Origin of the sequence: Sphingomonas sp. Root241, from assembly GCF_001428865.1 — a bacterium.
In the GTDB taxonomy this organism is placed as follows: Bacteria; Pseudomonadota; Alphaproteobacteria; order Sphingomonadales; family Sphingomonadaceae; genus Sphingomonas.
The window spans coordinates 2,162,241-2,185,080 of record NZ_LMIV01000001.1 but is presented as its reverse complement, the minus strand read 5'-3'; the positions used below and the strand labels follow the sequence as shown (position 1 = coordinate 2,185,080).

General features: G+C 64.0%; 12 protein-coding genes. 9 read left to right on the top strand and 3 right to left on the bottom strand.

Features of this window, described 5'->3' with window-relative positions; genetic code table 11:
• Positions 1-57 precede the first annotated feature (57 nt).
• The 3 genes from ASE13_RS09995 to ASE13_RS09985 all read left to right on the top strand — a co-directional run bounded on the left by ASE13_RS09995 (position 58) and on the right by ASE13_RS09985 (position 6,470).
• Complete coding sequence (locus ASE13_RS09995) at positions 58-3,018, top strand: TonB-dependent receptor (RefSeq protein WP_056614126.1); 2,961 nt, start codon at positions 58-60, stop codon at positions 3,016-3,018.
• 202 nt (positions 3,019-3,220) lie between these two features.
• Positions 3,221-5,815 carry a glycosyl hydrolase 115 family protein gene (locus ASE13_RS09990; RefSeq protein WP_235536908.1) on the top strand — a complete coding sequence of 865 codons (2,595 nt, stop codon included), beginning with the start codon at positions 3,221-3,223 and terminating at the stop codon, positions 5,813-5,815.
• 346 nt (positions 5,816-6,161) lie between these two features.
• Positions 6,162-6,470: a hypothetical protein gene (locus ASE13_RS09985; RefSeq protein WP_056614123.1), complete on the top strand. Its 309-nt coding sequence runs from the start codon at positions 6,162-6,164 to the stop codon at positions 6,468-6,470.
• Here ASE13_RS09985 and ASE13_RS09980 read toward each other — a convergent pair.
• The 3 genes from ASE13_RS09980 to ASE13_RS09970 all read right to left on the bottom strand — a co-directional run bounded on the left by ASE13_RS09980 (position 6,467) and on the right by ASE13_RS09970 (position 8,306).
• Complete coding sequence (locus ASE13_RS09980; RefSeq protein WP_056614119.1) at positions 6,467-7,093, bottom strand: dihydrofolate reductase family protein; 627 nt, start codon at positions 7,091-7,093, stop codon at positions 6,467-6,469. The two genes, ASE13_RS09985 and ASE13_RS09980, sit on opposite strands and share 4 nt — an antisense overlap.
• 36 nt (positions 7,094-7,129) lie before the next feature.
• Positions 7,130-7,438: a hypothetical protein gene (locus ASE13_RS20155; RefSeq protein WP_056614117.1), complete on the bottom strand. Its 309-nt coding sequence runs from the start codon at positions 7,436-7,438 to the stop codon at positions 7,130-7,132.
• Between the two features lie 238 nt (positions 7,439-7,676).
• A complete protein-coding gene (locus ASE13_RS09970; protein ID WP_235536907.1) occupies positions 7,677-8,306 on the bottom strand; it encodes a LysE/ArgO family amino acid transporter in 630 nt (209 codons plus the stop codon).
• 63 nt (positions 8,307-8,369) lie between these two features.
• On the opposite strand from ASE13_RS09970, the gene ASE13_RS09965 reads away from it, so the two are divergent.
• The 6 genes from ASE13_RS09965 (at position 8,370) to ASE13_RS09940 (ending at position 22,484) form a co-directional block, all read left to right on the top strand.
• Positions 8,370-9,269: a LysR family transcriptional regulator ArgP gene (locus ASE13_RS09965; protein ID WP_056614114.1), complete on the top strand. Its 900-nt coding sequence runs from the start codon at positions 8,370-8,372 to the stop codon at positions 9,267-9,269.
• Positions 9,270-9,549: 280 nt separating this feature from the next.
• On the top strand, positions 9,550-10,125 hold the full coding sequence (locus ASE13_RS09960) for a response regulator (RefSeq protein WP_056614111.1): 576 nt from the start codon (positions 9,550-9,552) through the stop codon (positions 10,123-10,125).
• Entirely contained in the window at positions 10,122-11,915 is a 1,794-nt protein-coding gene (locus ASE13_RS09955) for a hybrid sensor histidine kinase/response regulator (protein ID WP_056614108.1), read from the top strand. Before ASE13_RS09960 ends, ASE13_RS09955 begins: the two co-directional genes overlap by 4 nt.
• Positions 11,916-12,083: 168 nt before the next feature.
• A complete protein-coding gene (locus ASE13_RS09950) occupies positions 12,084-13,769 on the top strand; it encodes a ShlB/FhaC/HecB family hemolysin secretion/activation protein (protein ID WP_162254683.1) in 1,686 nt (561 codons plus the stop codon).
• A gap of 25 nt (positions 13,770-13,794) precedes the next feature.
• Positions 13,795-21,393, top strand: a complete 7,599-nt coding sequence (locus ASE13_RS09945) for an MBG domain-containing protein (RefSeq protein ID WP_056614101.1) — start codon at positions 13,795-13,797, stop codon at positions 21,391-21,393.
• 23 nt (positions 21,394-21,416) lie between these two features.
• A complete protein-coding gene (locus ASE13_RS09940) occupies positions 21,417-22,484 on the top strand; it encodes an MBL fold metallo-hydrolase (RefSeq protein ID WP_200955608.1) in 1,068 nt (355 codons plus the stop codon).
• Positions 22,485-22,840: the final 356 nt, after the last annotated feature.

The following is a 22,840-nucleotide window of genomic DNA, read 5'->3' as shown; positions in this document are numbered from 1 at the left end:
GGCGAAACGCTGCCCCCCGCTCAGGCTGGGGAACAGGCCGGAGCGAATACACAAATATTGAGCAATGACGACGAGATCGTCGTCACCGGATACCGCCAATCACTGGAGGATTCCGCGAACGCCAAAAGGAATGCCACCAACTTCACCGATTCGATCTTCGCTGAAGACGTCGGCAAGTTCCCCGACCAGAATCTTGCGGAATCGCTGCAGCGCCTGCCCGGCGTGGTGATCGACCGCGATCGTTCGGGCGAGGGTACCACGATCAATGTCCGCGGGCTGAGCGCGGGTTTCACGGTCACCACCATCAACGGCTTCGCAACCACCACCTCCGCCTATTCGGGGAACGAAGGCCGCGGTTCCGGCCTCGATGTGCTTCCCAATGAACTGTTCCGCAGCCTGACCCTCAGCAAGTCGCCGCTCGCCAGCACGGTTGAGGGGGGCACCGCCGGCGTGGTCGACATGCAACCGCTGCGCGCGTTCGATCGCAAGGGCTTCAACATCAGCATTCAGGCGCAGGCCCAATATCAGGATGCCAGCAACACCACGACGCCGCGCGCCGCGCTGATCGTCAGCAACCGCTTCGAGACCGGGATCGGCGAATTCGGGATCCTGGGCGCGCTGGCCTATGCGAAGCGGGACTATCGCGCCGAGAATTTCGACACGATCGGGTGGACGACGCTGGCGGTGGGTGCCTGCCCGAACAATGCCGCGGGCATCGCCAACGGCTGCAATTCGGGCCAGATCCCGACCGGCGGCTATGGACGCGGCGCCGGCGCGACGCTGACCACCGTGCCCGGCAACGTGCCTTCGGAACTGGGCCTCGGCCCGCAGGGCTCGCCGCTCGTCCAGTGCCTCAACCACGCGCCGGGCGGCACCTCCGGGATGAGCTGTCAGGACCTCAGCTTTACGCTGGTCCCGCGCCTCATGCGCGCCGAGCAGACGATCGGCAAACGCGAGCGTACCGGCGGCCTGCTGAATCTGGAATACCGTCCTTCTCCAAACCTGCGTCTCCGCGCGGACCTCATGTTCAGCGACGTCAAGAACGAGTTTCGCCAGCACCAGTTGATGATGGTGGTGCGCAGCTACAACAACCAGATCCCCGTCGATTTCGAAGTGAACGAGGATCGCGTGCTCACGTCCGGCACGTTCGCCAACACCTATTTCCTGAACCAGTCGGATTACGGCAACACGCCATCCGATCTGTTCTACCGCTCGGCGGCGCTTGAATGGGACGCACGGTCGGACTTGCACATCTCGGTATCCGGCATGATGAACAATGCCCACCTTCGCAACGAGGCCATCCAGTACACGCTGCAATCGGCGGCGCCGACGATTCCGCTCTCGTTCCATCCCGCGGGAACGCCGCAGCCGGCGTCGGTGCCGACCTCGAACCTGAACCCCACCAACACCGGCCAGGTCGGTTATTACAACTACACGCCGGGTGATCTGACGCCTTCCATCGCCAGCAACATCGATCTCTCGACCTATAATCGCTATTATTGGAACGAGGGCCGCAACGGCATCACGCTGCAGGACCTCGACCAGAAGGCGATCCGGTTCGATGTCGCCTGGGGCGATGCCAACACGTTCCGGTTAAGCCAGGGGTTCATGAAGAACGTGTTCGATCGCCGCATCACGTCGCGGTCGGGCGGCCAGACGGCAAACTGCTTCACCCGTGGCTATTGCGGAACGAACTGGACCTCGACCGAGGCGTCACTGGTCCAGGCGATTCCGAATTCGGAACTCCCCAATTACATGACCGAACTGCCATCGATGACGCTGTTCAAGGGCGCGCCGTTCGACGCTGGATTCAACAAGGGATGGCTGGTTCCGGATTTCGACAAGATCGCAGAGAAGGTCAATCTCGATTACTTCCGCGACGGCATCAACCCGGGCGAGGGGGCCGACAATTATCTCGGATCGCTGGCAAGGCGCGATCTGCTCGAGGACACGACAGCCGCCTATGTCATGGCCGATGGCCGGCAGGACATCTTCGGCAGCGAGCTGCGGTTCAATTTCGGTGTGCGCTATGCAAAGACGTTTCAGAGGGCGAACGGCCGCGTCAACGATTTCATCCTGATCGGTGGCTCGGGGCCGACCATTCGAACCTATTCGAACGAGTATGAGAATTTCCTGCCGAGCGCGAATTTCGCGTATTTCCTGACCGACACCCTGCTGGTGCGTGGCGCTGCGGCAAGGACCGTGACCGGCGTCAATCCCGCGGACCTGCTGCCGGGCTACAGCCTCGATCTGGATGCGACCACATTCGATCTCGGCAACCCCGAGTTGCAGCCGTTCACTGCCGACAATTTCGACGTCGGCATCGAATGGTACCCGCGTTCGCGCACAGTGCTGTCGTTCAACGCCTGGTGGAAGAAGATCTACAACTATCCCTATATCCTGCGGACGCAGCGCCCGTTCAGCAGTCTTGGGATCGACTTCAATCGTCTTACCACCCGCCAGCAGCTGGGCATCAACAATGCCGGCGGTCCCGGTAGCGCACTCCTCAACGTGCAGCAGCGCGACAATTCCGACCTGATCATCAACCTCTCCGGGCAGGAGTTCACATGGGTCCAGCCACTGGACTTCCTGCTGAAGGGGACCGGCTTCAACGTGAACGTCACGCATATCGGCCAGTCGCTGAGCGGCGATATGCCGCCGGGCCTGAACCCCAACGCCCTGCTGGCGGGGCTCGCACCCTGGACGTACAACGCCACGGCTTATTATGAGAGCAAGCTGTTTCAGCTGCGTCTCTCGTTCGTCCATCGCGACGAGACTCTCGCAGCCGTCTGCCCGTGCGACAACGTCCCGGGCGACCGGTACAATGTCGCGACCAATTACCTCGACGCGCAGCTTTCGTTCCCGCTGCCCTTCTATCGCAAGGCCAGCATCACCCTTCAGGCGCAGAACCTGATGCAGCAGGTGACGCTCTCCCGGTACGAGAAGCAGGAGGCGAGGCCCTACAACGGCAGCTATGCCGGCCGCAATTTCGTCGTTGGGCTCCGGGCGAATTTCTGACCTCCCCCTCGGGGGTGGCGCCTTGGTGCCACCCCCGTCTTTTAGGTTTGTCGATTTGCAACGACCTCATCGACCCCGTTCTGCTGGCGTGAATGTGTCGGACCAGGGGCGAGACAAGGGCGGCATGGCCCCGGAAGGGGCTCAGGTGGGTGGGAGGCAGGTAACAATCTGTCCAACGCTCGGCCCCGCTCGGAGTAGGCGCGTGAACAACCCTTCGTCTCGTATCGTCGCCTTCGTTCTGACCCTTGCGTCGCTCGGATACGCTAATCCCGCTTTGGCGTGTCATGCTCCGGTGAGCGTCTGCACCAAGGCGTCGACAACCTCCTTCGGACTGATCACCAACGGGCGACCCGTCCCGGTCATTGTCGATGCGGACGCAGACGGCGCAGTCAAAGATGCGGCCTCTGCGTTCTCGCGAGACGTGGCCCGCGTTGCCGGAGCAGAGCCGCTCCCGCTCCGAAGTTCGCTCGGCGGGGCTACGAGCGCCGTGCTTATCGGCCAGCTGGGAAACAGCCCACTGATTGCCGATCTGGTCAAGCGGCGCCGAATTGATGTGTCCGACATTGTCGGGAAATGGGAAGGCTATCGACAGATCGTCGTTGACGATCCGTTTCCGGGAGTCCGTCGCGCGCTGGTGATCGTTGGGTCGGACCGGCGCGGGGCTATCTTCGGATCCTATGATATCTCGGAGAAGATTGGCGTATCTCCGTGGTCCTGGTGGGCCGACGTGCCCGTGCGTCGCCGAACCAATCTCTACATCACCGCAGGAGCGCGGGCCGACGCGCCCAAGGTGCAGTACCGCGGCATTTTCATAAACGACGAGGATCCGGCATTCGGCACCTGGGCCCGCCGCAAGTTCGGCGGCGTAAATGCCAAGGCCTATGCGCACGTCTTCGACCTCGTGCTCCGCCTCAAGGGCAATTACCTGTGGCCGGCGATGTGGGGCAAAGCGATCGGAACAGATGATCCGCAAAGCATGCCGCTGGCCGACGCCAAGGGCATCGTACTCGGGACCTCGCACCATGAACCGATGACGCGCGCGCAATCCGAATGGCACCGCAACAAGGAAGGCGGCGTCACCGGCGGAGCCTGGGATTACACGACCAACGCCGCGAACCTGCGTAGCTTCTGGCGCGGCGGTATCGAGCGGATGATGTCCAAAGGGAATGGCCGCGGATACGAACAACTCGTCACCGTGGGAATGCGCGGCGATGGTGACGAACCAATGGCAGAAGGCACAGCGATTGGCCTGCTAGAGCGCGTCGTGCGTGATCAGCGACAAATTATTGCGGAGGTGACGGGGCGTCCCGCCGAAGAGACGCCTCAGGTCTGGGCTCTCTACAAGGAAGTGCAGGATTATTACGATCGCGGGATGAAGGTTCCTGATGACGTAACCCTGCTGTTCGCCGACGATAATTGGGGGCAGATCAGGCGTCTTCCCTCGAATGGTACGGCTCGCAAGGGTGGCTATGGGGTCTATTATCACTTCGATTATGTCGGGGGGCCGCGCAGCTACAAATGGCTGAATACGGTCCAGATAGAGAAGACGTGGCAGCAGATGGATCTGGCGTACCGAACAGGCGCGCGCACGATCTGGATCGTCAACGTCGGCGACATAAAGCCGATGGAGTTCCCAATCGATTTTTTCCTGAAGATGGCATGGAATCCCGAAGCGATGACCGCGCAAAAGCTCGCTGCGTTCCCTCGCGACTGGGCGAGCGCTACATTCGGTTCGTCACTCGGCCCGGTGATTGGCGACTTGATCAGCGATTACTCTCGCTTGGCCGCTCGCCGCAAGCCCGAACTGGTGAACTGGGACAGCTACCGCTTGGGCGAGGCGACACCCAACATCCTCGATGGCGGGGAGTTCGGAGCGATCGTCGACGAGTGGGACGCGCTCGCGCGGAAGGTGAGGGTGGTGAAGGGGCGATTGTCGTCTGACCAGCACGATGCCTTTTTCCAGCTCGTCGAATACCCGGTCGAGGCGATGACGAACCTCCATCATCTCTACTACGCCGTCGCCTGGAATCGACGGCTCGCTTCGGCGAAGGACGCCCGGGCGAATATATTCGCGGAGAACACCGAAGCCGCCTTCGCCAGAGATGCCGAACTAAAGCTTGCCTACCATAAGCTGAACGGCGGCAAGTGGGACGGCATGATGCTGCAGACAAAGTTCGGCTATACCTCGTGGAACGATCCGCGCTCCGACGTCATGCCTGCGGTTTCGAGAGTGGAGGGTCAGCCTGGACCTGTTCGCTTCGGAATTGCGCAACCAACCGGCAATCGCAGCTTTGCTGCGGCCGAGGCCGTCGATTTTACGCGTTCCAGAGGCGGAAAGGGCCTTGCCTGGCGAGCAATCCCCCGTCTCGGCCGGACCGCCGGTGCAGTGGGCACATTTCCTCAAGGCCAGCCGGCCACCGCTCCCGCAGACGACGTCCGTCTCGACTATGATGTTACTCTCCCGAGCAGCGGAGACGCGACCTTGCGGCTCTATATGGTTCCCACGCTCGATACACGCGGAGGCAATGGACTGCGGATCGGCGTCTCGATCGATAACGGTCCGGTGCAGTCGCTTACGATGAGTCTGAAGGTGGACGACCGCGACTGGGCTCAAGCGGTCCGCGATAATGCGTTCCCGCTCGAGGCTAGATTGGGTCGCCTTGCGTCCGGCCGGCATACGGTGAAGTTGTGGCGGATCGATGGTAACGTGTTCGTGCAGAAGCTCGTGCTCTATACCGGGGAGTTGCCGCCTACTTATCTCGGGCCCGCGCCCGTCGAGGGTAAGGAACGCCCATAGGAATACCATATCGCCGCGGTGGACGAGAAATCGGGAGTGGCTTCGCCCATCCAGGTACGGCACTGTTAAAGTCGACAATGAACGAGAGGGGGCAGGTGGGAAGCGAGAGTAGATCGGGCTCGCGGCGCTCGGACTTCACGTGGCGCGGTGCTTCGGCTGCTGCGGCCATCGGCGTCGGCCGGAGCCTCTCCGAACATTCCTCGTGTCCGCCAGAACGGCAGCTATCCGCCTTCGGCTTCCGAAAGCGGCCCGTCCGCTGTCGGCCCAAAAACCGACCCCAGGCCGCTCCTTATTGAGCCACGCTCAGGCAGCTATCTCCAAATTTATCAAGGAAACGGAGGGGTCGATGGGATTGCTTGTCAACGGCAAGGCTGCAGCCGTCGAAGGCTCTGTGCTGGTTCCGTCGGACGCGAATGCTTATGCCCTTTCGCTTCCAAGCGGGCCGATGCCGCTACGCTTCGAGCCGAATGCACCGATCAACCTCCGCATCGAGAATGGGACACTGATCCTGTCGGGTAAGCCCGACCTCGGCACGGCTGCGACGCTGCGGGGTTTGTCGGTGGTCGGCGTGCCCCACACGATGGCAGTGATGGTCACTTCCGTAGGCGCTGAGAATCCGTATTACTTCATCAGCTACACGATCTACCGCAGTTAAAGGTCGAGGCCTTCGATCGGCGTGAAGCTGTGACCCTGGGCAGCCGGAACGTAACGGCTCACCACGATGCCGCATTCATAGGCCTTTGAGCCAAGTAGGCGAAGCTTGCCGAAGCCGGCCCGGCCGAAGATGCCGGTTCCGCCGCCAAGGGCCGCCGGATTGATGTAGAATTGGAACTCGTCCACCAGTCCGGCCGCAATCAATGCCGAGGCAAAACCCGCACCACCGAAGACGGCAATGTTGCGACCTTCCTCGGCTTTCAACGCGCCAACTTCACGCGGAAGGTCTCCGCTTGTGACTAGCGTACGCTCCCATCGGGGCTCTTCCAGCCTGTCGCTCGGCACCACCTTTTGCACATCGATGATACGCTTCGCGAAGGCATAGAACGGGTCCTGCGGATATCTTTTCGCCGCATTGCCCCAATGAGACAGATAGCCTTCCTCCGCCATCTTGCGGCTCAACAATATGGTGTCGACGGACTGGAAGTGGGCGTTGAAATCTCGTTTCAATTCCTCGTCCCAGCGGTTGTCGTCGCCCCAGTTCCAGACGAGCCAATCGTGGTCGCCATCGGCGCCGACAAAGCCGTCGACCGACATTTGCATCTGAAGAACGAGCTTTCTCATTTTCGGGATCCTCCAGTTATACAATTGATTGCCAGTTCAGGCGGTGTGCCGTGATGCACCGAAGATTTCTTCGGTCCAGCGTTCCAATCTGGTCGGGTGGTGTTCCGCGGGCTCAGGTGCCTCGAGCGCACAGCGCTCACCATTGTTGAAGCTCGTCGCGCTCCCGATCAGCGCGTCCGCGAACCTCGCCGACATGCCGTTCTCGATCATGCCGGCAGCGATCGCATCGCAGCCGCCAGCAGGCCCCATGTGGGCGAAGTCCACGGCGATGAGCACCGATGCGGCCCGGCTGCGCTGCGTAGTTGCCCACTTCAGGCTGAGGGCCCAGCAGGTCTCGGTGATCACGGCGATAGCGGAGAACGATCCACGCCACCAATTCAGTTCCTTCGGTCGTGGACGTTTGAAGGACGATCGAGGTCCGTGCAGCGCTTCCAAGGAGCATCGTATCGGCGCCGAACAGCGGTCTCGGACACGGTGACGATTTGGCGGAGAAACGCTTTCAGCGCCTGCCGGAGTCTCGAGGTTTGGGATTGGACGAATGTCGCGTCATTGCCGACGGACAGACGGCGTGGCGAGAAGCTGCTCATGCCAATACTCTCCCGATGAGCGTCGCCGCCAGCGTCAGCATCACAATGCCCACAACCGCATCGAGGACCTTCCAGGCGGCCGGACGGGCGAACAGCGGCGTTAGGATACGGGCGCCGTAACCGAGCGCGGCAAACCAGATGATACTTGCTGTCGCCGCACCAGCGACGAACACCGGCCGGAGCGCGGGCGTATGGGCCGAACCCGCTGCCCCCATCAGCAGAACCGTGTCGAGATAGACATGCGGGTTGAGCAGGGTGAAGGCCGCTGCCGTGCCAAGGGCGCGGCCAAGCGCTACGCTGCCTTGCGTCGTGACGGTCATTGCCTCGGGCGCCATCATTCGCTGGAACGCCTTGAAGCCATACCAGCTCAGAAAGAGGGCGCCGCCAACGGTCAGTGCCATCGTCAGCTGAGGCATCGCCCCGAGCAGGGCGCCCACGCCGCCAACACCGGCGGCGATGAGCAGCGCATCGGCGCAGCCGCAGAACAGCACGATCGGGCCAACATGTTCGCGCTTAAGGCCCTGACGGAGCACGAAGAGGTTCTGCGCACCGATCGCCATGATGAGAGCACCCGACATGGCGAAGCCCATCACGAAGGTCGGAAAGATAGGGGTCATGCCGTTCATGTGGCGATGCAGCGCAGTTCAGTAAAACTTGTTTTTGTTACCCCGATGAAGCATTGCTAAGTCATGCTTGACTATGCAGCGCTCTCGGCTGTCGCTTTCGTCGTTCGCGAAGGGAGCTTCGAGCGCGCCGCGGAGCGGCTTGGCATCACGCCCTCGGCGGTGTCGCAGCGTGTGCGGACGATCGAGGAGCGGCTGGGAAGCATCCTGATCGTCCGAGGACAACCATGCGTGGCCACCGATCTTGGCAGGCGGCTTTGTGCCCATGTCGATCAAGTCCAGCTGCTTGAAGCCGATCTCGCGCTGGCCACATCGCTTTCCACCGGGGTCGACGACGTTCCCACAACGTTGAAGGTTGCCGTCAATTCGGACAGCATCGCCACATGGTTCCCGCAGGCAGCAGCCAACTTCGCGAAGGCGAGCGGCTATCTCCTGGAATTCATCATTGAGGACGAGGCGCTGACTGCCGATCGGTTGCGATCAGGCGAGGTCATGGGCGCCGTATCCGCCGACCCCGGAACCGTTCAGGGATGCAAGACCATCGAACTCGGGAGCCTGGAGTATCTCGCCTGCTGCAGTCCCGACTTCGCAGCGCGCTACTTTTCCGACGGTGTGACCGAAGAAGCTCTCCGCCGCGCACCATGCCTGCGCTTCGAGCGTCGCGACAACCTCCAAGCCCGGTGGGCAAGGGAGGCGCATGGAATCGAGCTCGATGCGCCGACGCACTGGGTTCCGTCGACATCGGGATTTCTCAACTTCGCGCTTCAGGGAATGGCCTGGGCTATGCACCCCACCATCCTCGCTCGCCCCCGGATCGCCAATGAGGAACTCGTTGAGTTGACGCCGGGAATGCCAACTAGCGTAAAGCTCTTCTGGACTGTGACGCGGCTGCACGCGACTGCATTGAAGACACTTACCGACGCAGTCCTGGACGTCGGTCGGTCGAGGCTGCAGAAGGATGGCTGACTGCGGGGAGGCGTCCGCGCTTTGGGCGTGGATCCCGCGGCTTTGAACGTCGGCTTGTGGTCAGTTGCTGCCGGTCAGCAATGCGCCCGTGTTCAGACACTCAGGACGCAATCAAGAACCCCGAAAGCGGCCACTCATCCTTGCCGAAGGAACTCGGTGATTAACGGAGGTCTCCTAGGCCACCCCTCCGATTGACAAGGGGCCATCCGGTGCGACAAGCCGAGGCCGAGAATCTGCGCGATCTTGAAGGGGCACAGCCGTACTCGAATGGGGGCGATCGATGCGCTACGACATTGTCGCAATCGACGATCATGGCCTGTTTCGTGCCGGCCTCGAACTCGTCGTCGAGCAGCGCCTTCCGGGCAGCAGGTTCCGGGCCTATCACTCGATCGAGGAGGCGATGCGCGAGGCGCTCGAGCTTCCCGATGCCATTTTGCTCGACGTAAAGCTCGAAGGGCGCGACGGTATCGATGCCATTCCCGAGATCCGGAAATTCTGGCCGGGCGCCAGGATCATCCTGGTCAGCTCTCAAGTCGATGCCGAGATCGTCGAGCGCGCTTCCGCAATGGGCGTTACCGCTTGCCTGTCGAAAGCGGAGGATCCCGAGCATCTGGTCTCGCTGATCCGAGACGCAATTCCGGGGGGCGAGCAGCAGGAATCGACGAGCCTGACGGCGAGGCAGGTCGAGATCGCCGAGTTGATACGGGAAGGACTATCGAACAAGGCGATCGCCAATCGCCTGGAGCTGTCGACCTTCACGGTGCAGGTGCACGTCCAGGCGATTTTCCGCGCCCTGCGCGTCGCTAACCGGACGCAAGCCGTCTACGAGGCCCGGCGGCTGCGCTTGATCAAATGAGCGGACCGCTCCGCAGCACCGACGCGCTGCCCGAGGGCGTCGCCGAGCGCGACATACTGATCGAGCAATTGCGCCTGGTCTACGCGATGCTGCGCCAGTCGAACCTATCGACGTTGGCGGCTTCGTTCGTGGTCGCCTGGTACGTGCGCGATGCCGGCGCCGTCATCGCTGGGTGGCTCGCCGTTCAGGTCGTCTTGAAGGTCGGCGAACTGATCGAACTCAGATGGTTCGTCTCGGACGCCGATGTCGTCGCGTCGCCTGCGAAAATCGAGATGCGGCTGTGCATCACCCAGTCCCTCCACGCACTCGGCTGGACCACGCTGCCCTGGCTCACCTACCAGTCGGCAACCGGATCACAGATGCTCCTGATTTTCGCGGTCCTTTCCGGCGTGTGCTGCGGCGCGGTGATGACCTATGGGGCCACCTTCCGGATATTCTCTTGCTATATCGCCGTCTATCTGGCGATGCTGACCGGGCTGCAATCCACCGCCGCACATGAGACGGCGCTCGGCAATTTCACCCTTTTCGAGATGATCTTCTGCGCGGGCATGTGGGGCGCGGCCTATGCGAACTCCCAGGCGATGCGGCGCTCGATCCTGCTTCGGTTCGAGAATGTCGCGCTGAACACGCGGCTGGCCGCAGAGGCCGCCGAGCTCGAGAAGGCACGCGAGCGGGCGGAAGCGGCGAACCTCTCCAAATCGCGTTTCCTGGCCTCGGCCAGCCACGATCTGCGCCAGCCGATCCACGCGCTTTCGATGCTGCTCAGCGCCATGGAAGGCGAAGCGAAGACCATCAGGCAACGCACTCTCGTGCGCCAGAGCAAGTCCGCGCAACTCGCCACTGCCGAACTGCTCGACGCGCTGCTCGATTTCTCGCGCGCCGATGCCGGGGCGATCACCCCTAAGCCGCGCCCCTTCGCCTTGCAGGCCATCTTCGATCAGCTCGGCAACGAGATGTCGGTCGTCGCCCTGGAAAAGGGCATATTGTTCTCCGTGCGCGACACGGGGATCGCCGTTATGTCCGATTCGTCGCTTGCGTTGATCATCCTGCGCAACCTGACCTTCAACGCGATCCGCTACACCGCGCAGGGCGGCGTGCTGGTCGCGGCTCGGCGTCGCGGTGATCGGGCGGTTGTCGAGGTATGGGATACCGGGATCGGTATCCCCGATGACCGCCATGCCGACATTTTCGAGGAGTTCCTCCAGCTCGGCAATCCGGAGCGCGATCGCAAAAAGGGTCTCGGCCTGGGGCTGGCCATCGCCAGGCGGATGGCGGATCTGCTGGATACGCGGATCGCACTCCGTTCGCGGCCGGGCCGGGGCAGTGTCTTCCGGTTTTCGTTGCCGCTATCCGCCAGCGAAAGCGCTTTCCAGCCGGTGTCGGCGGACGCCTGGCCGGGGAAATTCCCCGCCCGACATGTGCTCGTGCTCGACGATGAAGAGGCGATCCGGATCGGCGCCGAGGCACTGTTCGGCCAATGGGGCGTATCCTGCAGCAGCGCCGAGACGGTGGGCGAAGCGCTCGATCGGGTTGCCGCGGCGGCGCCCGACCTGCTGCTTTGCGACCAGCGCCTGCGCGGTGCGGAGACGGGCGTGGAAGCGATAGTGCAACTGCGCGGGCGGATCGGAAAGACGGTTCCCGCCTTGCTGATCACCGGCGATACGCAGATCGATTCCGATGCGATCGCGGCATTGCCGTTGTGCCGGATCATTCACAAGCCGATGCGCGCCGAGGATCTTCTTGCCGCCACCGCTGCGCTCTTTTCGGAGGCTGCGAACGTTGCCTCATAGCTGAAATCAGCTAGCTATATCGAGCGATTGTCACCCCCGATATCCACGCTCACTATGCCTCCGTCGCAAGCTGCGAATGGACGCAAATTGACGCTTCGAACGGCGCCTTCAGTCCAGCCAGATGCAGCTGGTCTTCCCCAGGGACATCTCCAACGGTTCGGGCGATCCGTGGCGCGGGTGGGCCTTGTTGCGCTCGCTTTGGGCTGCACCGCGATGGCGGCCAGGGCGCAGGTCGTCGCTCCGCCGAGCCGCACGACGCCGCAATCCGCCGCGCCGGTCGAGCCGGCGGCACCGGATGGCATAGTGTTGCCGCAGACGCGCGCGACCACAGCGCCGGCGGGCGCGGAAAAGCTCCAGCTGACCGTAGGCCGGGTTCGCGTCGAGGGCGCCGATCCGGCGATGGCCATCCGGATCGCACCCTTGGCTGCCGCGCTGGAGGGGCAGCGCCGCACCGTCGCCGATCTCTACAAACTCGCCGCCCGGATCGAGGCGCTCTATGCGCAGGACGGGCAGGTGCTGACCCGCGCGGCGATCCCGCCGCAGACTCTCAAGGATGGCGACGACGTCCGCATCGTCATCGTCGAGGGGTTCGTCGAAACGATCGATACGAGCCGGGTGCCTGCTGCCGTGCGCGGTGCCGTTGCGCGCCGGCTTGCGGGGCTGCTGGGCAAGAAGGGATTGCGGATCGAGGAGATCGAGCGGCGCGTGCTGCTCGCCTCGCGCCTGCCGGGGGTGACGCTGGAGAGCACGTTGGTTCCAGGTGAGCAAGCCGGCGGGGCGCAGCTGGTGATCGAAGCCCGGCATCGCCCGCTGAGCGCGAGCCTGAGTGCCAGCAACCCGCTGGGCGAGGAATATGGCCATTGGTCCTTCGATCTCCAGCTCGCTGCGAACGGCGTGCTGGGCGCCGGCGAGCAGGTCTACGCCTTCGCATCCACCGCCCGCGACTTCGGGTTGTTCTCCGGGCATCCGCGGCGCCATATCGCGGCGCTGGGCGGCATCGTTCCGATCGGAGCGGACGGGCTTTCCGCCAATCTCGAATATCTCCGCGCCGACACCGATCCAGAGCTGCCCGCCAGCGCATTGGCGGTGCGGGGCGCACTCGATCACATGTCGCTGCGACTGCACTACCCGCTGGTGCTCACGCGGCGCGAAACGCTGAACCTGACCGGCAGCTTCGAGATACTCGACGAACGCCAGACGGCGCGCCGCTTCGGTGTGATGCTCAGCAACGACAAGCTGCGTTTTGCCACTTTCGGCGCCGAATGGGGCAGCGCAATCTCGCGCGCGCTCACGCTGGGCGGCGCGCTGCAGCTCACCCAAGGCTTCGATATCTGGGGCGCTCGAGACGGCGCCGATGCGATGGCGAGCGGCGTCAGCCTCTCGCGCCAGGGCGGCAGGCCGGACTTCACCAAGCTCGATGCGGACCTGAGCGCGCTGTTGCGCGCCGACGACGCCATCACTTTCGCGCTGCGGGTGCGCGGCCAGATCTCGGTGTCTGGCGCCTTGCCCGCCTCCGCGCAGTTCGCGCTTGATGCGGGCGACGCCTTGTCCGGGTTCGATCTTGGCACGCTCAACGTGGACAGCGGCTTCACCGGGCGGATCGAGGCACAGCGCCGCGTCGTGGCGAATCCCGTGACCGTCACGCCCTATCTTTTCGTTGCGGCCGGGCGGGGCGCTTTGTCGAAGCCGACGGCGCTGGAGCCCGGAACGATCACCGGCTGGTCGTTCGGCGGCGGGCTCCGCGCCGCGATCGGCGGCCAGGTTTCGCTCGAAGCCGAGATCGCTCGCACCCACGCCGAAAGCCTGATCGAAGACGAGACCAAGCTCGTCGCATCCATGGCGGTCTCGTTTTGACCGCGGGCCCAAGGAGGATGAAGTCATGAAGTACCGCGCCGCCTTGCTTCACCTGGCCCGCACCACCAGTTGGCTGGTCCCGATCGGTGCGCTCGCCGCGCCGGTGGCGCACGCCCAGGAACGCGCCTTGCCCGAGGGTGGGACGGTCGCGGCAGGATCGGTGCAGATCGGCGCACCCGATGGCGGCGCCTTGACCGTCACCCAGACGAGCAACCGCGCGATCGTCAACTGGCAGAGCTTCGATGTCGGTCTGGGCAATGCGGTGCGCTTCCTCCAGCCCGATGCCAACGCGGCGATCCTCAACCGCGTCACCGGTGCGACCCGATCGACCATCGCGGGCGAGATCGGCGCCACGGGTTCGGTGTATCTGGTCAACCCCAACGGCATCCAGATCACGCGCGAGGGCGTGGTGCGCACCGGGCGCGGCTTCGTCGCCTCGACGCTCGACATCGCCGATGGCGACTTCCTTGCCGGGCACGGCAGCTTCGTGGGCACCGGCGGCGCTACCATTATGGACGGCACCGTCGCCACCGGCAGCAACGGCTTCGTCGCGCTGCTCGGCGGATCGGTGCGCACGAACGGGCTGATCAGCGCGCCCGCCGGCAGCGTGACGATCGGCGCGGTGACGCGCGCCACGCTCGACCTGAACGGCGACGGATTCCTCAAGGTCGCGTTGCCCGCCGACGCCGTGCTGGGCCATGGCGCTGGCCGCGCGGTCGTCAGCGCCGATGCCGCGCGCGATGCGGTCCACAATTTGGTCAACCTGCCCGCATACATCGCCGCGCGCAGCGTGACGGGCAGCGACGGCAACATCATATTGGGCGGTACGATCGATGCCGCGGGCGGATCTGTCCTGGTCAGCGGCACCGGCGACATCGCGCTCGAGCAGGCGCGCATCGATGTCTCCGGGAGGAACGAAGGCGGTAGCGTCCTGATCGGCGGCGATGCGCAGGGACAGGGCGCAACCGTCCGTGCGGCCAGCCTGACCATGGACGCTGCCAGCGCGATCCGCGCCGACGCGCTCGAAACCGGCAAGGGTGGTTCCATCGTCCTGTGGTCCGACGGCCAGTCGCGCTTCGCGGGATCAATTACCGCCCGGGGCGGAGCGCTGGCCGGTGACGGCGGGGCCATCGAGACGTCGGGCAGCACCGTGGCGCTGGACGGCCTCACCGTCGATACTAGCGCCGCGAACGGCCTGACCGGGCTATGGCTGATCGACCCCAAGGACTTCACCATCGCCACATCGGGCGGCGACATCACCGGCGCGGCGCTCGCCGCCAATCTCGCGACCAGTAACGTCACCATTCAGTCGAGCGACGGCGCGCTCGACGGCAATGGCGACGTCAACGTCAACGCTGCGGTCAACTGGTCGAGCGCCAACACGCTGACGCTGCTCGCCGCCAACAATATCAACATCGCCGCGCCGATCACCGCATCCGGCGGCGGGCTGACGCTGAACGCGGGCGCAGCGGTGAACGACAGCGCGGCAATTTCCATCGGCATTTTCACGCTCCAGGCCGGCAATTGGAGCCAGAACACGGCGAGCCTGCCGGATTTCCACGCTCACGACTTCAGGCTGAGCGGCGGCAGCTTCCTGCGCTCGCTCGGTGGCGCCGGGACGATCGGCGATCCCTATCGGATCGGCGATGTTTACGGCCTGCAGGGCCTGGACAGGCTTCCCCATGCCACCAACTTCGCGCTGGCGAATGATGTGGATGCCAGTGGAACGGTCAACTGGAATGGCGGCGCCGGGTTCGTTCCCATCAAGCTCTCCAGCAGCCTCGGAAACTCGTTTTCCGGAGACTTTGACGGCCAGGGGCATGTCGTCTCCGGCCTGACCATCAACCGGCCGGGCCAGGACGGAGCCGCGCTGTTCGCGACGCTCTTAGGCAACGTCCACGACCTCGGCCTCGTCAATGTCTGGTTGCGGGGGACGGCCGGTGTCGCTCCGATTGCCGTCTCTGTCGGAGGAAACCTGACCAACGTCTATGCCACCGGGCAGGTGTCGGGCACTTTCAACGTTGCTGGCCTAGTGGGCGTCAATGGCGGCACCATCAGCAACTCCCATTCGGCGGTCACGCTCAATTTCGATTCCTTCGGCCAGACCGCCGGTGGGCTGGTGGGAACCAATTTCGGCAGCATTATCGATTCTTATGCGACCGGGTCGGTCGATATGATCGGTTGGGGGGGCGCCATCAACATTGGCGGGCTGGTGGGGTTCGCCGAAATAGGCTCCTCGATATCGAACAGCTATGCCACGGGAGTTGTAAGCGGACAAACCTATGTCGGCGGACTGGTAGGGCTGAGTTACCACAGCAGCATAAATTACAGTTATGCAACCGGCCTTGTCTCAGGGCTCAATATGGTGGGCGGCCTGGTTGGCTATAGCCAGGAAAGCAACATCGATCATGTCTATTCGAGCGGATATATAATCGGTAATAACAATGTTGGCGGAATTGTGGGTTTCAGTGAATATACCAGCATCGATCATGCCTATTCCAACAGAGAAATAAGCGGCTCCGGCGCTGGCGGCATTGTCGGCTATAGTGACCATTCCGATATCCGCAACGTCTATGCTTCGGGCTTTCTGGAGTTTTCCGCTAACAGTGCCCTGATCGGCCATATCAAGCAGGGCACCCTCACCAACGGCTATTGGGACAGCTATTCGAGCGCCGCCACCGGCGCCGTCGGCGTGAACGAAGGAGGCACGATCACCAACGTAGCCGCGGTCACCTCCAACCCCGCGCAATCCGGCGCCGCCAATTATGCCTATAAAGCGAGCGCCTATGGCAATTTCACCGCGAGCGACTGGATCGTCTTTGAAGGCCGGACGCGGCCATTCGGCGCCTGGGAAATCGCGCCGCTGGCAGGCGGCGTGCGCACCGTGATGAATAGTCACCAGTTGCAGCTGATGGCGGCCCTACCGGGCGAAACCTATGTGCTGGGCGGGGATATCGATCTCGCGGAGACCGGAATCGCCTCCTCCGGTGCGGGGCAGTTCAATCACCAGGGCATGTGGTCCGGCATGGGCTTCGCACCCATCGGAACGAGCGCCACGCCCTTCACCGGCCAGCTCGATGGCCAGGGCCATGTGGTGTCCAGCCTCACCATCGTCCAGCCCTCAGGCGACGCCGGCCTGTTCGGCCGCACCAATGGCGCGACGATCCGCAATATCGGGGTGACCGGTTCGGTTTCGGTCGGCGCGGCGACGGGTATCGATGTCGGCGGGCTGGTGGGGGCGGCCAATGGCGGCGTCATCGCCAATGCCTATTTCAGCGGCTCGGTCAGCGCGCCGTCTGGCCGGTCCGTCGGCGGGCTTATCGGCGCGTCCTTTGGCGCTGACATCTCGAGCAGCTTTTCCACCGGCTCGGTGACCGGAAGCACCGTTTCACAACTGGGCAGCGGCGGGCTGGTCGGCTTTCTCATCTCGGGCCATCTCGATCATTCCTATTCCACCGCCAGCGTCAGCGGGTACGATGTCACGGGCGGGCTGGTCGGCCAGAATCAGGGTGGAGTGATCGGCTATAGCTATGCCTCCGGCGCGGTCAGCAGCGGCCATGGCGGGGGGCTTGTCGGCCTGTCGGCTGGCGGAATCGCCGTCAACAGCTATTGGAACCTGACGTCGACGGGGCAGAGCAGCAGCGCCGGCGGCGCCGGGCTGACCGCGACGCAGATGACCCAGGCATCGAACTATGCCGGCTGGGGAGCCGATCTGGATACGGTAGGCGGCCAGGCGCTGACCTGGCGCATCTATGAAGGCAAAACGGCGCCGCTGCTCAAGACCTTCATGACCACGATGCTGGTCGATACCAGCGCCGCCACGGCGAGCTATGTCTATAACGGCGCGGCGCAAACCTCTGGAAGCAGCTTTGCGCTGGCCGCAGGGGCCGATTATTCGCTCGTGTCGGGCCTGCTCGCCACGTCCGGCTCCAATGCCGGCAGCTACGCCATCGGCGTCCAGGGACTCTATTCCAGCCAGCTCGGCTATGACCTGGCGCCGGGCATCACCGGCACGCTTACCATCACTCCGGCCGCGCTGTCGCTGGTCTACACCGCCAACGCGGCGAGCAGCGTCTATGGCAACACGCCGACGGGCCTGACCGGCAGCTATGTGCCGACCGGCCTGATCGGCGGCGACACGCTGATCGGAACCGCGTCCTGGACCAGCACGGCCAGCGGCAGTTCCGGCGTGGGCAGCTATGCCGTCACCGGCTCCGGTCTCTCCGCGAGCACGAACTACACGCTCACCACCAGCCAGGCCGCAGGCAATGCAACCGCGCTCACCGTCACCACCCGCCCGATCACCATCACGGCCGCCGCACAAAGCCGCGTCTATGGCGATGCCAACCCGACATTAGGCTACACGGTCGGCGGGCAGGGGCTGGTCAATGGCGACACACTTTCGGGGATCCTGGCCACGGCCGCGACCCAGAGCTCGAACGTCGGCAGCTATGCCATCACCTCGGGGACGCTCGCGGCGAGCGGCAATTACGCGCTCAGCTATGTCGGCGCGACCCTCGCCGTCACCGCGAGACCGCTGGCGGTGGTGTACAGCGCCGATGCGGCGAGCAGCATCTATGGCGACGTCCCAGCGGGCCTTGCCGGCAGCTATGTGCCGACAGGCCTGGTCAATGGCGATGCACTCACGGGCACCATATCCTGGACCACGATCGCAACCAGCAATTCGAGCGCCGGCAGCTACGAGATCACCGGCACCGGCCTCACCGCCAGCGCCAACTATGCGCTGACCGCCAGCCAAGCCGCGGGCAACGCGACTGCGCTCGCGATCACGCCGCGCCCGATCACGATCACCGCGGACCCGCAAAGCCGCATCTACGGCGATGCCAATCCGGTACTGAGTTATGGGATCGGCGGGCAGGGCCTAGTCAATGGCGACACGCTCTCCGGCGCCCTGGCCACCGGTGCGACCACCGGATCCGATGTCGGCAGCTATGCAATCCTCCAGGGCACGCTCGCGGCGAACGGGAATTACGCGCTCAGCTATGTCGGCGCCAATCTGGGTATCATGCCCCGCGCCTTATCGGTGGTCTACACCGCCTATGCGGCGAGCAGCATCTATGGCGATGCGCCGGCCGGCCTCACCGGCAGCACCACGCCCACCGGGCTGGTCAATGGCGATACGCTCTCGGGCACGGCATCCTGGACCACGCTGGCGAGCGGAACGTCGAACATCGGCAGCTACGCGATCCAGGGTTCCGGCCTTAGCGCAAGCGCCAACTACGCGCTCATCAGCAGCCAGGCGGCGGCCAACGCGACGGCACTCACGATCACACCGCGCGCGCTGTCGGTGGTCTACAGCGCCAATGCGGCAAGCAGCATCTATGGCGATGCGCCCGTCGGCCTGACCGGCACCCACATCGCGACCGGGCTGGTCAATGGCGACACGGTGACCGGCACCGCGAGCTGGACCACGCCGGCGACTGGCGCCTCGAACATCGGCAGCTACGCCATCCAGGGTTCCGGGCTGGCGGCGAGCAGCAACTATATGCTGACCAGCGGCCAGACGGCCGGCAATGTCGCGGCGCTGACCATCACGCCGCGTGCGCTGTCGGTGGTGTACGCCGCCACCGTGGCCGGCAGCGTCTATGGCGATACCCCCACCGGGCTGACGGGCGGTTTCATGGCGACCGGGCTGGTCAATGGCGACACCTTGGCCGGGGCGGCCTCCTGGGTCACCACCGCGACCGCCGCATCAAATGTCGGCAGCTATGCTATCCAGGGTTCCGGCCTCAGCGCCAGCGCCAATTACACGCTCATCAGCAGCCAGGCCGCAGCCAACGCGACGGCACTCACTATCACGCCGCGCACTCTGTCGGTGGTGTACAGCGCGGATGCGGCGAGCAGCATCTATGGCGACGTCCCGGCAGGCCTTGCCGGCAGCTATGTGCCGACGGGCCTGGTCAATGGCGATGCGCTTGGCGGCGCGGCAACCTGGACCACCGCCGCGACGGGCACCTCGAACATCGGTAGCTATGCCATTCAAGGCTCGGGGCTGGGCGCGAGCAGCAACTATATTCTGATCAGCGGCCAAGCGGCCAGCAATGCCACGGCGCTTACCATCACACCGCGCGCCCTGTCGGTATTGTACAGCGCGAATGCGGCAACCAGCATCTATGGTGACACGCCCACGGGCGTGACTGGCAGCATCACGGCAATCGGCCTCGCCAACGGCGACATGCTCGCCGGAACCGCGAGCTGGAGCATAACAGCGACCGGCAGTTCGAACATCGGCAGCTACACCGTGCTGGGCTCAGGCCTGACCGCCAGCGCCAACTATGCGCTGACGGGTGGCCAAGCGGCGGGCAACGCCACAGCGCTCACGATCACGCCGCGAACGCTATCGGTGGCCTACACCGCAGCTGCGGCGAGCAGCGTCTATGGCGATAGCCCCGCGGATCTCACCGGCAGCTATGCCGTGACGGGAATGGTCAATGGCGATACGCTCCTAGGGGCGGGGTCCTGGACGACGACAGCGACCAGCACCTCGAACGTCGGCAGCTACGCCATCGAGGGCTCCGGCCTCACCGCCAACAGCAACTACGCCGTCACCAGCAGCCAGGCTGCGGGCAATGCCATAGCGCTAACCGTGACGGCCCGCCCGATCACGGTGACTGCAACCGGTCTCAGCCGCATCTATGGCGAGGCAAATCCGGTGCTGGGCTATGCCGTCGGCGGGCGAGGCTTGATCAACGGCGATACACTGTCGGGCGCGCTGGCGACCGCTGCCGGCGCAAGCGCGAATGTCGGCACCTACGCCATCACCCAGGGCACACTCGCCGCGAACGACAATTATGCGCTCGACTTTGTCGCTGCAAACCTGGTCGTCACGCCCCGCGCGCTATCCTTGGTGTATAGCGCGAACGCAGCGAGCAGCGTCTATGGCGACGGCCCCGCTGGGCTGACCGGCAGCTATGCGACGATCGGCCTGGTCAATGGGGACACGCTTGGCGGAGCGGCATCCTGGACGACCAAGGCGACCGGCAGGTCGGACGTGGGCAGCTATGCCATCCAAGGTTCCGGATTAAGCGCGGACAGCAACTACACTCTCACCAGCAGCCAAGCGATTGGCAATGCCAACGCGTTCACCGCCATCGCCCGTCCGATCACGGTGACGGCGGACGGTCTCAGTCGCATCTTCGGGGAGGCGAACCCCGCGCTGACCTATACCGTGGGGGGGCGAAGCTTGGTCAACGGTGACACGCTGACGGGCATGCTGGGGACCAGCGCCGGCGCGAGTTCGACCGTCGGCACGTATGCCATCACCCAGGGCACACTCGCGGTGAGCGGCAATTATGCGCTCGGCTTTGTCGGCGCGGAATTGATCGTCACGCCCAGGCCTGTGGAAACCCCCGTTTCGCCGATCGCCGGCGTCCGATCTTTTGATACTGTCGCCGGAGTCGTCGGTGGTTTGCCGCAAGCCGGCGGAGCCGGCGTGAGCACAAGCGCGCCGATGTCGGGCCTCAATCCGCTCAATTTGTCGTTTCAGTTTGGCGTGGGTTCGCGCATGCCTGAAGATTGCAAGAATAAGGGCGAGGATAGCAGCAACTGCGGCCCCGACGGCGCTGCTGTTCCGCCGCAGCCACCGGGGCCTCACGGCTCCTGAAGAGCGACTGCGGATAGGGCCAAATGACCGACCGCGCCGTCATTCTCCACGGGCCGGATCGAGCGCTGAAGCGGCATCTTGTGTGCGGCGGTCGGACGATCCGTCTCGCGTGCCCATTCGACGAAGAAGAGTTAGAAGCGTCGTCTATCGGGCCGGGCGGACGACCAGTCGTGAAGACAAGGAAGATCATGATGACTCGCAGAGACTTCGTTCAGGCCGCGGGCGCAGCCGGTACCGCCGCCATACTCGCTGGTGCGGCGAATGACGCATTGGCCGCTTCGCCCCCCCTCCAGTGGAAGCACTTTCCCGCAGGCGAAAACGGGTTCTTTCGTGCGCCGGTGCTGCTCTCCGGCACGAAGGAGGCGATCCTCGTCGACGGCGGTTTTTCGCTGCCGGACGGTCTCGCTGTCGCTGAAGCCATCAAGGCCTCCGGCAAGACACTGACAACCATCTATATCAGCCAGAGCGATCCCGATTACTACTTCAGCCTCGGACCGATCAGGACGGCGTTTCCGTCGGCCAGGGTGATCGCAGCGTCAGCGACGATCACGGCAATCAAGGCAAGTGCCGAGAAGAAGTTGGCTGTCTGGAGGCCCCAGCTCAAGGAGAACGGACCCCAACGGCTCGCCGATATCGTCATTCCCGAAGCTTTCGACGGCGCCACGCTGAGCCTGGACGGCCATCGCATCGACATCGTGCCCGCCGAGGGGCTCGAAAACCGGCGGTACCTGTGGGTGCCTTCCCTCGACGCGGTGTTCGGCGGCGTGTTGATATTCTCCGGCCTGCATGTGTGGACCGCCGACACGGCGACATCCCAAGCGCGGGTAGCCTGGATTAGGACGCTCGACGCCATCGTCGCACGCAAGCCACGCATTGTCGTGCCAGGTCACATGGCGGTCAACAGTTCCATCGACGCCTCGGCTGTCGCCTACACACGCGACTACCTCGTTGCGTTCGACAAGGAACTCGCCAGGGCAGCGGACAGTGCGGCGCTGATCGCCGCGATGACCAAGCGCTATCCGAACGCCGGCCTACCTGCGGCGCTGCAGATAGGCGCCAAGGTGGCCAAGGGCGAGATGAAGTGGGACTGATCGCGATGCCCTCCAATCTGGCGCGATTCGCCGAACCACGAAACGCTCGCCGCCCTAGACGCTGGAGCGGGCACGAGCTCGTCGCCCGGATCGACAACGTGAAGGACGGCTTCGAGGCAAGAAACGCGGGGTCTAAGCGAGTTTCAGCGCGTCTCGTGACTGCGCGCGGCCCCCACTTGACTATGTAACATCGGCGAAAGAGGCGCACTCCGCGATCACGGCCCGTACAAGGATCCCTGCTTATACGCTGGGATCGGCTTTTCCTCATGAACCGACACGTGGCTGTTCAAGCCGGCCTAGGCCGTCCGTATCCGTCTCGGATGAGCACGGCTTCACGTGACGATCAGCTCAGGCGT